The 13,948-nt window shown below is 59.7% G+C and carries 18 protein-coding genes; 4 read left to right on the top strand and 14 right to left on the bottom strand.

The features are described 5' to 3' along the window. Positions 1-8: 8 nt before the first annotated feature. The 5 genes from ACTAQJ_RS14245 to ACTAQJ_RS14225 all read right to left on the bottom strand — a co-directional run bounded on the left by ACTAQJ_RS14245 (position 9) and on the right by ACTAQJ_RS14225 (position 5,076). Entirely contained in the window at positions 9-1,742 is a 1,734-nt protein-coding gene (locus tag ACTAQJ_RS14245) for an L-aspartate oxidase (RefSeq protein WP_498697023.1), read from the bottom strand. A 237-nt stretch (positions 1,743-1,979) separates the two neighbouring features. Beyond that, the gene (locus tag ACTAQJ_RS14240; RefSeq protein WP_498697022.1) at positions 1,980-2,138 is read right to left on the bottom strand and encodes a hypothetical protein; all 159 of its coding nucleotides are present in this window, start codon (positions 2,136-2,138) and stop codon (positions 1,980-1,982) included. An 84-nt stretch (positions 2,139-2,222) separates the two neighbouring features. After that, positions 2,223-3,062, bottom strand: coding sequence for a sulfurtransferase (locus ACTAQJ_RS14235; protein WP_498697019.1), 840 nt, complete (start codon positions 3,060-3,062; stop codon positions 2,223-2,225). 59 nt (positions 3,063-3,121) lie between these two features. Further along, positions 3,122-4,798 carry a monocarboxylate uptake permease MctP gene (mctP, locus tag ACTAQJ_RS14230; RefSeq protein ID WP_498697017.1) on the bottom strand — a complete coding sequence of 559 codons (1,677 nt, stop codon included), beginning with the start codon at positions 4,796-4,798 and terminating at the stop codon, positions 3,122-3,124. Then, positions 4,795-5,076, bottom strand: coding sequence for a DUF3311 domain-containing protein (locus ACTAQJ_RS14225; protein ID WP_431117837.1), 282 nt, complete (start codon positions 5,074-5,076; stop codon positions 4,795-4,797). Before ACTAQJ_RS14225 ends, mctP begins: the two co-directional genes overlap by 4 nt. A 239-nt stretch (positions 5,077-5,315) precedes the next feature. Here ACTAQJ_RS14225 and ACTAQJ_RS14220 point away from each other — a divergent pair, with 239 nt between their 5' ends. The 4 genes from ACTAQJ_RS14220 (at position 5,316) to ACTAQJ_RS14205 (ending at position 7,740) form a co-directional block, all read left to right on the top strand. Further along, complete coding sequence (locus ACTAQJ_RS14220) at positions 5,316-5,684, top strand: nuclear transport factor 2 family protein (RefSeq protein WP_498697016.1); 369 nt, start codon at positions 5,316-5,318, stop codon at positions 5,682-5,684. Between the two features lie 185 nt (positions 5,685-5,869). Beyond that, the gene (locus tag ACTAQJ_RS14215) at positions 5,870-6,415 is read left to right on the top strand and encodes a DUF1697 domain-containing protein (protein ID WP_498697014.1); all 546 of its coding nucleotides are present in this window, start codon (positions 5,870-5,872) and stop codon (positions 6,413-6,415) included. Positions 6,416-6,760: 345 nt separating this feature from the next. After that, complete coding sequence (locus tag ACTAQJ_RS14210; RefSeq protein ID WP_498697012.1) at positions 6,761-7,288, top strand: hypothetical protein; 528 nt, start codon at positions 6,761-6,763, stop codon at positions 7,286-7,288. Between the two features lie 143 nt (positions 7,289-7,431). Further along, complete coding sequence (locus ACTAQJ_RS14205; protein WP_498697011.1) at positions 7,432-7,740, top strand: immunity protein CdiI family protein; 309 nt, start codon at positions 7,432-7,434, stop codon at positions 7,738-7,740. Positions 7,741-7,826: 86 nt separating this feature from the next. Here the strand turns inward: ACTAQJ_RS14205 and ACTAQJ_RS14200 are convergent, their stop codons facing one another. The 9 genes from ACTAQJ_RS14200 to ACTAQJ_RS14160 all read right to left on the bottom strand — a co-directional run bounded on the left by ACTAQJ_RS14200 (position 7,827) and on the right by ACTAQJ_RS14160 (position 13,914). Next, complete coding sequence (locus tag ACTAQJ_RS14200) at positions 7,827-8,351, bottom strand: DUF2199 domain-containing protein (RefSeq protein ID WP_498702199.1); 525 nt, start codon at positions 8,349-8,351, stop codon at positions 7,827-7,829. 194 nt (positions 8,352-8,545) lie between these two features. Then, positions 8,546-8,944: a hypothetical protein gene (locus ACTAQJ_RS14195; RefSeq protein ID WP_498697009.1), complete on the bottom strand. Its 399-nt coding sequence runs from the start codon at positions 8,942-8,944 to the stop codon at positions 8,546-8,548. 165 nt (positions 8,945-9,109) lie between these two features. Then, positions 9,110-9,514 carry a hypothetical protein gene (locus ACTAQJ_RS14190; RefSeq protein WP_498697007.1) on the bottom strand — a complete coding sequence of 135 codons (405 nt, stop codon included), beginning with the start codon at positions 9,512-9,514 and terminating at the stop codon, positions 9,110-9,112. Continuing rightward, positions 9,507-10,064, bottom strand: a complete 558-nt coding sequence (locus tag ACTAQJ_RS14185) for an RNA 2'-phosphotransferase (protein WP_498697005.1) — start codon at positions 10,062-10,064, stop codon at positions 9,507-9,509. Before ACTAQJ_RS14185 ends, ACTAQJ_RS14190 begins: the two co-directional genes overlap by 8 nt. A gap of 40 nt (positions 10,065-10,104) precedes the next feature. Then, positions 10,105-10,731 (bottom strand): hypothetical protein, encoded by a 627-nt coding sequence (locus ACTAQJ_RS14180; RefSeq protein ID WP_498697002.1) that lies wholly within the window; start codon positions 10,729-10,731, stop codon positions 10,105-10,107. Between the two features lie 128 nt (positions 10,732-10,859). After that, positions 10,860-11,351, bottom strand: a complete 492-nt coding sequence (locus ACTAQJ_RS14175; protein WP_498697000.1) for an Imm10 family immunity protein — start codon at positions 11,349-11,351, stop codon at positions 10,860-10,862. Between the two features lie 609 nt (positions 11,352-11,960). After that, positions 11,961-12,509: a hypothetical protein gene (locus ACTAQJ_RS14170; RefSeq protein ID WP_498696998.1), complete on the bottom strand. Its 549-nt coding sequence runs from the start codon at positions 12,507-12,509 to the stop codon at positions 11,961-11,963. After that, a complete protein-coding gene (locus ACTAQJ_RS14165; RefSeq protein ID WP_498696996.1) occupies positions 12,506-13,111 on the bottom strand; it encodes a TetR/AcrR family transcriptional regulator in 606 nt (201 codons plus the stop codon). The genes ACTAQJ_RS14170 and ACTAQJ_RS14165 overlap by 4 nt, the downstream gene beginning before the upstream one ends. Positions 13,112-13,155: 44 nt before the next feature. Beyond that, positions 13,156-13,914, bottom strand: coding sequence for a MerR family transcriptional regulator (locus ACTAQJ_RS14160; protein WP_498696994.1), 759 nt, complete (start codon positions 13,912-13,914; stop codon positions 13,156-13,158). Positions 13,915-13,948: the final 34 nt, after the last annotated feature.

Genomic DNA, 13,948 nt, shown 5'->3' with positions numbered 1-13,948 from the left:
CCCCGCACTCACTCGACGAGTTTGTCAGCGGTCGTGACCGGTCGACGCATGTGCTTCGCAATCTCGTGCGATACAGGCGCGATGGCTTCGTGCTCGATGCCACGAGCAGGAGACCAGACAAGATTCACTTGCAAGCTTGAATCAAGATCCGGGTAGTCGCTGCGGTTATGACAGCCGCGTGTTTCACGGCGTTCACGGGCAGCTTCGAGCGTCGCACGCGCGGCAAGAGCGGCTGCCTTCAAGTCGAAAGCGTGTGCAAGATCCTGATATCCGGCGATGTCGGGATGCACGCCCACGTCGGTGATGCGGGCTTCAATGTCGTCGAGCTCCGCCAAGCCCTGCTTGAGACCTTCTTCGTTCCGCACAACACCGGCATGCTCGGTCATGGTGTCTCGGATGGCCCGCTGAAGTACGCGGACGTTCTCTCGTCCCTTGGCGTTGAGCAGCTCATCTATCTCTTGCCGAGCTTCATCCACCGCTTCGGCTGACCGCACGTGTGCCGTGAGGGAGTCTGAATACTCAGCGGCGGCTTTGCCGACGATCCTACCGAAGACCAGGAGCTCGATCAGCGAGTTGCCTCCTAAACGATTGGCGCCATGCAGGCCGCTTGAGGCCTCCCCGATTGCGTAGAGACCCGCGACATCTGTGCTGTGATCGTCGGGACGGACCCAGACGCCGCCCATGGAGTAATGCGCTGTTGGTGCGATTTCGATTGGCGTCGTCGTGATGTCGAGCATCTGCAATTCGAGCATGGTCTGATAAACACGCGGCAGGCGACGCATGATCGTCTCCCGAGGCAGGTGTGAAACGTCCAGCCACACGCCACCATTGGCCGTGCCGCGCCCCTCTTGAATTTCTGTATAACAAGCCAAAGCCACCCGATCTCTGGTGGAGAGCTCCATGCGTTCTGGATCGTATTTGGCCATGAATCGTTCACCGAGGGCGTTGGTGAGGATACCGCCTTCGCCGCGCGCGGCTTCCGAGATGAGCGTTCCTGCAGCATTCTCTGGCTCAAGAATGCCTGAGGGATGGAACTGGACCAGCTCGGGGTCGCGGATGCGGCCGCCTGCGAGCACTGCCAGACGGAAGGAATCACCAGTGTTTTCGTCCCGCCGGCTGGACGTGCGTCGCCAGATGCGGGTGTGCCCTCCGGCAGCGAGCACCACGGCGTCGGCATGGATTCGATAGCGCGTCCCGTCTGAGAGCCGGAAGCCATAGGCACCGAAGACCCGGCCCTCGGTGACGAGTATGCGCGTGATGTAAACATCGTCCAATATCGGTACGTCGAGTTCGGCGGCGCGATTTACAAGCGTGCGCTGAATTTCGAGCCCCGTATAGTCGCCGCTGAAAGCTGTCCGGCGGAACGTATGAGCTCCGAAGAAACGCTGGCTGATCCGGCCGTCTTCCTCGCGGGCGAACGGCATGCCATAGCGTTCCAAGTCGCTGATACCCTGCGCGGCCCCCTTGGTGACGATCTCCACGATCTCAGGGTTCGCAAGATGGTAGCTCTCCAGGATTGTGTCGGCGGCGTGCTGCTGCCAACTGTCATCCGCATCCATTGTGCCGAGAGCGGCGTTGATGCCTCCCGCGGCGAGCGAGGTGTGGGCGTCAGTTCTGGGCCTTTTGCCGACAGCGAGCACATCTACACCCAGTTCGGCCAGTTCGATGGCGGCGCGGAGTCCGGCACCTCCCGTGCCAATGACGAGCACCGACGTCGACGCGAGCAGTTCCTGAGGCTTCATCACTACATTCCATTCACTCGGGATATCTGAAGATAAGATTCCTTGAGGCGCGCCGGTATGTCATCTTGGATTTCATTGGCGCAGCAAGTCCTCCGGTCTCGTCACCAACTAAGACCGGACAGCCCTCGGATTTGTGACAGAAGAAACGACGGCCAGCGCTGCGCGTACTCGCGCGAATGGTATTGGTCGATCGGCGCGGGCACTCCGGACCCGGCATCCCGCAATTGCTCAGCGGCGTCAGCTGTCCTCGGCCCGTACTGCCCTCTTCAACTCGGCGATCCTCAGTCGTAAGAAGATGATGGTCAGGACCAGGGCGTACACGGCCAGGACGGACACCGCGATCACGAAGTCCGCGTAAAGGATCCCGAGGATTCCGAAGGCTGGACTTAAATTCATTACTACCCCCAATAGTCGTTGAGCCCCAATGCTATGCAAACCACCAGCGATTCCCATGGAGGCGGGAAAGGCGCAGGTTGCTTGTCAGCCAAGCTCGGCTCGGCGGCGGGGCTCGGCTCCGTACTCTGACCAACCGCCTGCGTAGAGACGGCCGCGGCCGAGTCCTGCATGCTCCAGGGCGAGAAGGTTGTGGCAGGCGGTGACGCCCGATCCACAGTAGGAGATGACTGCTCTCGCGTCTTCGATCCCAACCCGCGCAAACGCTCGTCGGACCTCGGCGATCGGGCGCAGGCGTCCATCAGGGGCGAGGTTTCCACGGCACGGGACGTTCACTGCGCCGGGGATGTGTCCGGCTTGGGGGTCGGTGGGCAGTTGGAGACTTCCGTCGAAGCGGTCGGCATTGCGGGCGTCGACGATGATCCCGGCAACCCCTGCCGTGATGTCCTCGAGCTGGGCGAGATGCGCCTCCAGCCACAGAGAGGGCGTGAAGGTCGCGGGTGTCGGCGTCGCGGGCTTCGTCTCCAGCGGTCCCGTCCACGCGGCAATCCCGCCGTCGAGCAACGCCGCCCGGTGCCCGAGCGCACGCAGCATCCACACGAGCCGCGCGGCGATGACTCCGCCCGCGTCGTCATAGGCGACGACGGTCGTGGAGTCGCCGATTCCCAGGGAGGACATTCCCTGTGCGAACACTTCAGGGTCGGGAAGCGGGTTCAGCCCGTGTGGTCCCGAACTCCCAGACAGCCATGAATCCAGGTCCACGAACACCGCATCCGGAAGGTGGCCGCCGTCGTACGCTTCACGGCCCGAGGCGCCGTCGAGGTACCAGCGAACATCAGCGGTGACAACGTTGCTTCGGTGCGCGTGGAGCCAGGCGGCATCAACAAAGGGCGGAAGGTCCTCTTGGGTTATCCGACTATCGTCCATACACTGCAGGCTAAAGGATGTGTCCACTATTCGAGCAAAAACGTCTCATTATGCGGTCATTAGCTGAGCGGGTACTCGCGCTGGACCTTGGCGACTTTGGGGTCGTTCTCGTCCGCTCCGTAGTCGGAGTTTCGCGTGATGTCCTTTCCGTCGGGGAGCTTCATCGCCCGGAAGACCAGCGACAGGATAACGGCAACAATCAGGTTGATCGCGAAGGCCACTACGGCGATGTAGACCTGTACGTTCGTGCCGGGGATGGCAGCGATGGAGCCACCGAAATTGGCCTTCGTCACCGGATTCACCACGTTGTAAGCCGCAACGGTTCCGTAGATGATTCCGGCTACCCAGCCTGCGAAGAGCGCCCAGCGATGGAACCAGCGAGTGTAAAGTCCTGCGACGATCGCCGGGAATGTCTGAAGGATCCAAATACCGCCGAGAAGCTGCATGTTGATGGCGGCCGACTGGTCCATCGCGATGACGAAGATCAGTGCCCCGAACTTCACCACGAGCGAGGCGATCTTGGAGACCTTCGCTTCCTGCCGCGGGTCGGCGTCGGGCCTGATCAGGTCGCGGTAGATGTTGCGGGTAAACAAGTTGGCAGCTGCAATCGACATGATGGCTGCTGGGACCAGGGCGCCGATCGCGATGGCGGCCAAGGCGACCCCCGCAAACCATGCCGGGAAGTTGTCCAAGAACAACTGCGGAACCACTAGTTGCGGATTGACGGCACCGTTGAGGTCAACGGGCTTGGTGCCCGCCGCGATGGCCGCGTAGCCAAGGAGGGCAAGGAATCCCAGCATCAGCGAGTACAACGGAAGCACTGCCGCATTCTTGCGGATCGTGTTCCTGCTCTTGGTCGCCAGGACCCCGGTCACCGAGTGCGGGTACATGAACAGCGCCATGGCCGAGCCAAGAGCCAGTGTCCAATATGCAGAGTAGCTGGCCGCGCCTGGGATAAAGACGCCGGTCGGCTTGCCGGTGGCCGGACTGACGGCGTCGAGTTTCGTCTGGGCAGCGCCAAAGATGTTGTCCCAGCCCCCGAACTTGATCGGCATATAGATCACCGCGACGATGACGGCCAGATAGATCAAGAGATCCTTCACGACGGCGATAAGCGCCGGGGCGCGCAGGCCCGAGGTGTACGTGTAGGCAGCCAGGACCACGAAAGCGATGATCAGCGGCAAGTCAGTCAACAGCGCATTCTCGGCGCTGCCGAGGCCTAGCACCGTGAGCACGGCTTTGATACCAACCAATTGCAGCGCGATGTACGGCATGGTCGCGACAATGCCAGTAAGTGCCACGGCAACGGTCAACGCCCTGCTGCCATAGCGACCGCCAACGAAGTCCGCCGGGGTGACGAACCCATGCCGGTGCGAGACCGACCACAGCCGGCTCATCAGCAGGAACACGATCGGGTAAAGCACGATCGTATACGGCACCGCGAAGAAGCCGCTCACTGCCCCCGTGGCCCACATTGCCGCCGGGACTGCCACGAACGTGTACGCCGTGTAGAGGTCGCCACCGAGGAGGAACCACGTCACCCACGTTCCAAAACCGCGGCCACCCAGCCCCCACTCATCGAGGCTGTGCAAACCGGTCTCTCTGTCCGCCCGCCACCGTGCGGCGAAGAAACCCAAAACCGCCACGAGGACAAAGAGAGCGACGACGATGGCGAGCGCTATGCCGTTGACGGGACGATCGCCTGTGGTCTCTACCGGTACGGCGAGCGCGTTCATGGTTCCTGCTCCTCGGCGCGTGCGCTCCGCGCCACGGTGCGGCGGCGCTGATCCTCCTTCGTAACGAGCCGGTAGGAGATGCCTATCAAGCCCGCAGTGATCGGGACCCAGAGCATTTGGTACCAGTAGAAGAATGGCATACCGAACAGCCGGGGCTTATCAATTGCGTACGCCGGGACGAACAAGGGAACCAGAACGGAGATGGCTAGCAGGATTCCGGCCGCAATATACGGACCGGGTCTTGCTGGCCCGCGAGTCGGCAGATCGGGAGTTGACATCGACGCCTCCTTATAGAGACGGCCCCCGGATCGGGATGGGCTCCCGGGACGTGCCGGTGGCCAGCCGGGCCATGAATACACCCATATTCAGAATAGATTCTGGACTAATTCTTTGACAGGTAAGGCCCCTTATTTTCGTCTGTCCGGTGCGGAACAGCGCGATCCTAGCCACTTTGACGGCGTCCGTTGCCGGCAACTGTCAATTCCCAACGCCGGCCATTGACTGACACACTGAGTGAATGCTCACTCAGGACGAGGTGCTCAAAGCTGCTGTAGAAAGGGCCGACGCCCTTGCGCGACGTGACGGAGAATCTTTGATTCGTCTGCTGCACCCCAAGTTTTGCTGGATCTCGCATCAAGGCGAGCGGTTCGACCGCGATACCTACGTTCGATCAAACATCGACGGCCAAAACAATTGGCACTCGCAAACCCTCGAAGAGCCCACGATCACGATCTTCTTTACGACCGCTGTCCTTACGTGCATCGCTTCTGACGATGTATCCACGGCGGCCGGCCGGAGGCAAAATCGCATGCCCATGACCCAAGTCTGGATCCAGGAAGAGGACAGAACGCTACTGGTCGCCGGACATGCAGGTCCGCTTCTCTAACCACGCCCAGGGGCAACTATGTTCGGGGTGTAACCGGCATCTTCAACGAGCCCATGATGACCACAAGGGCATCGTCCGCGGTTGAGTACGTCCCCTCATTCGCATTGTCCGCTCAGCAGGAGCGCGTTGTCGATCCTGGGAAGCAGGGGATGATGAATTCTTCAGCGAGTACATGGAGGCCGGACTTGCGATACGTCGTGCTACTCAGGGCCGTTAACGCGGGAGCGGACTCACGGATCACTACGGCCTCCTTGCGAGAGTGTGTCGAGCAGGCGGGCATCACGGTACTTGAATCGTACCTACCGAGCGGAAATCTCCTCATCGAGGCGCCGCGGACGCGTTCGGCACATTTGGCCGCGCAGATCGGGCGGGCAGTTGGGCAGCGGCTCGGACGCCCCACACCCGCGGTCGTCTTGACCGGAACCCAGCTCGCCCGTGTACTGGAGGACGCACCTGCCCAATGGCACAATCAGCCAGGCTTTGCACACCACGTCATCTTTCTCACTGGCTCCGTCACTGCCGCGCGGCTGTTGTCCGGCATGGAGCCGCAGCCGGATCTGGAACAAGTGACACCTGCCGGCAGCCACATCTACTGGTCGATCCGCACCGATGCTGCTTCCCACAGCGTCCTGGCAAGGATGGGCCGGACCAAGGAGTACCGGCATGTCACCATCCGGACGCTCAGCACGCTGGAACATCTGCAGCAATTGCTCATCGAGCATTCCGGGTGACTGTGACAGGTTTGGATGACCCGGGTAGGCCGAACCTATTCTGACCCACTTCGTGATTCGCCAGGCACTTGGTGTCCCAGCGGAGTGTGCCAGTTCCAAGGAAGCGGGACGCCGAACCGTGTAGCGTTTAGGGCACCTTCACCGCGCATTTTTGCGGGCGGGTCTTACGGGATCCAGTAGCCCTGGAACGGCGGGGGAGTTCCATGCCCATTAGATCTGGCCGGTGGGGACCGGCTTACGGGCGCGGTTGTACTACGCCAGGTTCGCAAGAACGCAGCGCAGTAGTGCGGGATACACTTCCGGATGGAAGGAGGGGCCGCTTCCGCCGTACGAGAGGGAGCGCAATTGGGTAACGAACTGCAGCCGCGGACCAACGAATCAGATGCCGGAGCGCTGCCCGATGTTCAAACATCGGAACTGCACGCTATTCCTGATGGAGCGACGAGGTTCCAGCGTTACTGCCTAGGCTTCATCGATTTGATGTTAGGGCTGTTCACGGCATGGATAACCGTCGTGAATACGGCTGAGATCAACGGACAATTCCTGGACCACCAGGCCCGGGGAACACACGTACCTGCCGGTTGGATCGCTACCGTTGTCGCTGTGATCGTCGGGTTCAGTGTGTTGTCCATTGCGGGCCTCTTCATTGGAATCTGGAATCTACGCGGGCTAGGAACGATGAGCCCAGCACCGCTGGTTGCTGCCATCATCTACTCATTGATGTCCATCGTGATGATGGCGGTGTTCCTCAACGAATACGGCGCCACTCTTAGCTTGGTCCTTTTGCATGCTTTTTTGGTCTTCATGACAGTTAGGATCCTTCGTCACGAAGGCGTCAAATCCCTCAAAGATGTTCGCCGGCGAATCGCTTGAAGTGCAAGAGCGCTACAGTCCCGTTGCGGGATCCCTAACCGGACGTTGCCCATCTGGTCTAAGGACACCCGATTGAGGCCGAGTCATGGCGTGCACTTTTCCAGCGGCGTGCCGCGATCTCCGCTCAGGACTAGTATTCGGTCATGTCAGACAAACCAGCTCGTCGCGTTATCCGCCTATTCCCTGACTATGGGCATCTATGGCCACTTTGGGAGAACAGCACGGCCGAGCATCCGACCAAATACACCATGGAACCGGCGGACTTCGGACTCTCTCAGGAGCTCACCGGCCGGCTTCGAGCTTGGTATGACGCCTGGGAAGCGGAAAAATTGCATGTGAGCGGTTGGAGTTCACGGGACGCGGAGAACGCATGGAGAGCTGAGGGAGCCAGGATTGCTGAGCAGCTTCGCGACGAGGTCAAGGCCTTCGCTGATGTGGAATACCACGAGTAACAGCCCCGGCGACTAAGACGCACTATAGAAGTGTCCTTGAAGGATCGCGCACTGGGACAAAACTGGAACATGTTGTCGAACGGAACCTAGCCCATTACCGCGTTATTGATTTCGGCCAGCCGATGCAGCGATATTCCCGTCGTTTGCTCCCTAACCAGCGGGTGGTCCGCGGACGGGTCCAGCTCAATGTATGGAACGACTCCTGGCTCCCTGGTGTGCACATGCGTCGCTATGGAAAGCGTTGAGTGGTCGTAGGGTAACTCGTTGCAGAGCCAACCGAACACTGGCGGCAAAGAGGATCGTGCCGGGTCATCCCAATGGTCCGCAATCTTTTGGACGCTTTCTTGACTGAGCGAGACCCAAACAGACCAGCTAAAGACCTCACCAGGGGCATCAATAAGGGGGATCTCAATGTGTCCCCTAAGGAAGTAATGCTGTTCACCTCCGACTTCAAGCACGCACATGTCGCCCGTCAGTTCTCCGGCTTCACGTTCGGCTGCAGTGGCATGTAACCAAACATCCGGAGCCCGGGCACCGAAAACCGTAGCGAGCCCTCGATGAGGCTGTCCGCACGTCCCGCATTTCCACTCAATTCCGCTCTTGCCACCCATTGGTTCCCCCATGTTCGTGAGCACTTTGGCTTTCCGAAGCCTACCTAAGAAGGATGCCCATTCCTCGAAATAGAAGAGGAGGAACGGCCGCATGATGGCAGCCAGCGGACGCTCCAAGCGCCCGCTGGGGGATCCTTCACCGAACGTCTCATTGCGATTGATGGTTCTGACCCCGCCGATGCGTTTGTTATTGGTTACGGCGTTTCTCGGTCTGTCGCGTTTGTCTCTTCTAGCCAGGCAGGATATTCACGAAGCAGAACCTCCTGCCCGACACGTTCCCCCTCGGGTGTGGCATCGAGCCACGCTATGTCGCCTGTCCTAAGGCTGGCCAGGTCGGGAAAGGAAGCCCATTCAGCGGCAATGCGGGCAACGGCCTCGCTTGGGGAGCACTCCCATGGCTGGTGCTTCGACCCTCCAATATCACCTGGCACGAGCAGGCCGGTGGCTATCATGCGAATGATCAGGCCAAGCGCGAGGTCCCGAACATCATCCCGGTCTCTCAGGCCTCGACGGATGCAGACTGAGACCACTTCGAAGGGGGTGACCCAATCTTCAACGGCTCGAGCAAGAATGTCCTCGGTTAGAGTACGCATGTCATGCCATTCTTCAAGATTCAATGTGCACCTTCATCGGGTCTTTGGGGATATTCAATGTCTATTGTGGACTTCCGTCTCCTTGACGCATCGCTGTCCGGTGAGCGATCCTTGAGCGCACCCTATTTGACGTTGGAGTAACGTGCCTCATGAACGTGAAATCCGTCAGGGCTCTACCGGTCGGAGGTGGACGGCGTAGTGCGCTTCGGCGTCTGCGACCAGGTCCGGACCGGCGTATCCGGGCAAATTACGGTTCCACCAGAATGCGGTCTCTGGTAAGACGGATGGCCCAGAGCGTAGAAGCGCGGCGAAACGTTCGTCAATATCGGCGATTGCCTCCGCGAAAATGGCCAGTTCAGGGTACGCCGTGAGTTCCGGGGCAGTGAGGACTTTGTCGATCACATCCCTGATTTCGAGTTCGTTCTCATACTCGTAGATGCTCCACCGGTAGCCTTCTTCGCAAGCCGCCACGAAAGATTTCCACGCATCGATGTATCCGGCAGGTGACCAGTTCCTTCTCGCTCCCTTTTCGCCTGCGACATCACGAAAGCCGCGGATGAACTCACTCATCTTCCGGAACGACCGATATGAACGCAGCAGGAACACTATCCGCTAGCCATACTTTTTCGCCGCCACGGTAGAAGCTGACGTGCTCTCCGTGAGCGGACAAGCCGTCAATGACGAGGACAACCGGGTCAGTGTCCTTTCGTTGTCCTACCTGCCTGGCCATTTCAATGTTTTCGGATAGGTGAACGTACTGGCGTCGCATAGGCCGCAAACCCTCTGACTGAATAGCTTCAAGGCTTTCCCTAGATGTTCCATGAAACAGTTTTTGGGGTGGACCTTCTTGTGGCTTCACTATGCGGGTCGGGACACTGTGACCGTAGAGAGCCCGAATGCGGCCCCCGCTCAGTTCATGGCGTCGCTTAGGGGAGGACAGGAGCATACTGTCCAGGTCGGTGACTTCAAGGTTCACCCAATCAGGGGACTCTCCCCGGAGCGCCTGAAGTAGGTCGTCCACCGATGTCCACCCTTCCCCGTCCAGCTCCAGTTCGTAAAGCCAGGGCTCGTGACGCAGAGCATGCGATACGGCCCGACTGAGCTTCGGTAAGTCAGTCATGGACCTCATCCCTTCTTCAGATAGGAGTTGTAGGTGTGCTTCACGAGTAGTTTTCGGGCATGAGGGCTAAGGGGATCCGAAGTGTATCTAGCTCGAAAGGCGGCTTTCCTTTGAATAGCAAGGAGAAAACGACTTCATTTCCCTCAACGCTGTAACCGTGGGTGAGGACTGTGATTTGCGAACCATCGCGTAGGTCAACGGTCCACAGCTCGGGTTCCATAGCAAGCTCCAGAGCATTGTGAACGACACGAACACCAGGTGACAGGTTTTCGAAATTCGCTGCAGTGCCATTTGCTCCCTCAAGGCTGTTGTCTTGGGAATCTGGCATCGTCGATTCCTCTTCCCACGCAAAGCTTCGAATGTGCCACTCTCCACCAACTTCCAAACGGTCAGCCAGCGTCCCAGGAGGCAACTTCGCCATCTCCGCAAGCGTCGGGTCAAGCCGTGTGACGTGACTGATGTGTGCAGCAACTGCCCCACCAGGAGTGTTCGGGTCATCAACTCCATCAGCAAAGCCCCACCCATTGTCAGGGTCGTGAAGAACTTGAAGAACAGGTCGCTCACCAGAAAGGACCGACGTCATGACCACGGCACCGAGGCCCTCGGGGAAGCGGTCATCCGGGAACGGCCACGCCATCTCTCGGTGCATCTCAACATTTTGCGACATGGAGACATTGTCCCCGATCACCAGGGGGCACGGACGACCCACCCTGTCCCCGTTAGACGGTGGTTCTCCGGACGCTTCAAGCGCCCGGTCAGGGATCGGCTTACGGCCGCTCTGAAGGGATCCAGTCGTCAATTAAGCACCGGCGGATTGCTGTCTCCGCCAAGAACGGACTGGAGCCCCCTCACCAATTCATGTACTTGATCGGCATCAAGATCAAGTGACAGCTCCAACTCTGGTGATTCAAGTCCCAATTTTTGGGCGCCATCCTCCATGAAGACCACGTGCAGTCTGCCCTCCTCGACGAGGGCAGACGAAAGGCACCCATAGGCGCAGGCGCCGTTGGTCAAGGTCACGCAGTAGGAGCCCATTCCTAGGGCCACATCCTGCTCATCGGGGTCCAGCGAACGCTGGAATTCCAACTGCCATGCCGGGGCAAGATCCTGATCGGCAAGCACTACGGCTTCGAAGCCCATCTCTTCATCGCGAAAGTGACTAACGGCCCTAACTGTCATCATGGGCAACACGAAATCACCTATGTCCTCCCAAACCAAACTCGTCCGGTAAAGGATAGGCTTACGGGCGCTCGGAGCGGTCTCTTTGTCCCGTCGTTGTGACAACATGTGTCCGTGTCCTTCGATATGACACCAGCTCGGATTCGTGCAGCGGGATAGCTTGAAGAAATGGACGTGGGATCCATCCCATAATTGGACCTTCGGAATTACCGCTATCTGATCACGGACCTGGTACGCGATCATTTCCGTTCCAGGCCAGAGCGGACCATCCGAGGGAACGGTGTGTCCGCCCGCCACTATGACACCGGTCCGCCGCCCGTAAAGGCCCAGAGCCGCGAATGGACTAGCCACTGCATCTTGCCCCGGCCGCAGGCCCAACAGGAACTCAGCGCGCTGGGACGAATATCTGTTGAAGGTTCCTGTTCCACTCGATAACCCGGTGTGGTACGAATGGGACGAGAGCAAGCAACTCTCTTGCAACTTAGCGTTTGTCCGAATATTTGGAAAGGTAAGGACTAAGGTGCTCATACTCGGAGTTGTTCTACTAATCCTTGGTTATATTTTCAACATTGGAATCCTGATAACTATTGGGTGGATTGTGGCTGTTATCGGCCTCATCCTTTTGTTGCTCGGTGCAATCGGACGCCCTCTTGCCGGAAGACGGTACTGGTACTAGTCGCGGCCCGCGCCGCTACAGGGCATCCAGCCCTGTTCCCGCTACTCGACGACGGACATCGGTAAGCCGCGCCCATGTACCGACGGCGTGATGCTGTCGAGCTGCCAGCCATCCGCGGATGCCCGGAACATCGCCGTCTGCGGCAGCGAGTAGCTGGACGGGGTGTTGCTTGGTCCATTCGCTGCCGAGGCCTGGTGTTGCTCGGTGAATTCCTTGAAATCGACGCTCGCTTCCGAGCCGGCCACGTCGATTGACTCCACCGTGATCGTCGTCGAAAAGTCCGTGTACCAGAAACCCCTCGACTTGAAGCCGACCTTTGACCTCGCCACCACCGGAAGGTCCCTCGCACGCTTCGCCCTGTAGGCCGCCGTCGACTGGATGTCGCTGAGATGCGGTTCCGGGGGAACGTCGAGGGCAGTGCTGTTGCGGTCCTCGACGGCAGTCTGGATGATGACCGCAAGCTCAGAGGACGACGGGCTGGGCACAGCTGCTGAGGGAGACCCGACCGTGAGCGGCCCGGCAACAGGCTGGCATCCGGAAAGGGCAAACCCAAGCAGCACCGTGATAGCGGCCAGGCCGCGCTTCATCACTGCCGGTCGTCGTGACGCGAAGGGGCGAAAGCGATCTGCTCTGTGCGGGCAATGCCTCGATCGATGGCAGCCTTGTCGATACCTAGGAGCGTGGTGAGCCACATGCCGTTTTGCACGACGACGATGTCTGCTGCCCGCTCCTTACTCTCATCGGTAGAAAGCTCGGGTTTGGCATTCCCTATGAGTGTGGCGAGCCCGTCCAGATACCGGTCGAATGCCGCAGCGTTGATCCGTGCAAAGTCCTCATGGGCCTGGGCGAGGGCCCAGAGGTGGAGGCGGAGGGACAGGTACGGCGTGGTCAGGAGATCGGGGTCCGCAACGCGCCGAAGTGACTCTCGAAGCTGCTCCTCAGGGGTTGAGTCCGGCTCCGGCTCCACCAGCATGAGGTCGTGTTGTTCAATTTGGTGCAGCACTGCACGGATCAAGCTCGACTTGTCTTCGTAGTAATAGTTCACGAGTCCCAAGGCGACGCCAGCTTCACGCGCCACGGCGCGCATATTGATGCCCGAAATGCCGTGGCGGGACAGCAGTTCCAGGGCGGCTTCGAGAATGCGTGTCTGCCGGTCAACCTGGTCGCTGGACTTTACGGTGCTTGTACCCATTCGGCCAGACTATTGCCAAACCCCAATCGGCGCATCCCGGCTGCCTACAGGTTCTCCTCCGCGTAAACCCGGAGGGCATCCCGAACGAACGTTGCTCCGGACTCTCCGCCGTAATTGGCGGCAAATCGAGGGTCCGCAACGTACATTTCGCCGAGGCCTGTGACATAGCCCTTCACGTCTCCACCGGGAGTGGCGGAGGGTGTGCCGGGGATTCCGCGCAGCCATTCGACGTGGCGCCTTGCCAGTTCCTGTGCTTCAGCGCTGTCGGGTGCGATTCCGGACATGGCGGCGGAGATCCAGTCACTCCCCAGTTTCCGGGAGCGATCCTTCCATTGCTGCTTTTCTTCGGCGCTCATGCCGCGCCACCAGGCGTCACTTGTGGCATAAGCGTCCTTGCCCCAGCGCTGCTCTACCTCGTCCTTGTACTGCGTGTGGTCGAAGCCATCAAACATGTCCTGTGCCATGTACTTTCCATCCCCTCTCAATGTGTCAATGGTTTGCCGCACCGACGCCATCTGTCGCGCCAGGCGGTCCTGCTCTTGCCCAAGCCATTCCAGGTGGCCGCTCAACGCCTTGACGGTGTCGGTCTCCCGGGCAAGCACGTCAGCAATTGCAGGTAAACCCAGTCCGAGTTCCCGGAGCAGGAGGATCCGCTGGAGCTGCACCAAGGCCGGACCGTCGTAATAGCGGTAGCCGTTATGGCCGGTCCGGCTTGGCTTGAGCAGCCCAATGTCGTCGTAGTGACGCAGCGTGCGGCTGGTGGTCCCTGCCATCTTGGCGATTTCCTGGATCGACCAGTCCATGTGTCCTCCGTCCTGGCCCTCTTGTTCCTGGCTT

Source organism: Arthrobacter sp. alpha11c, assembly GCF_054149985.1.
Note: the sequence above shows the minus strand (reverse complement) of the source record. Positions and strands in the feature narration are given on the sequence as shown.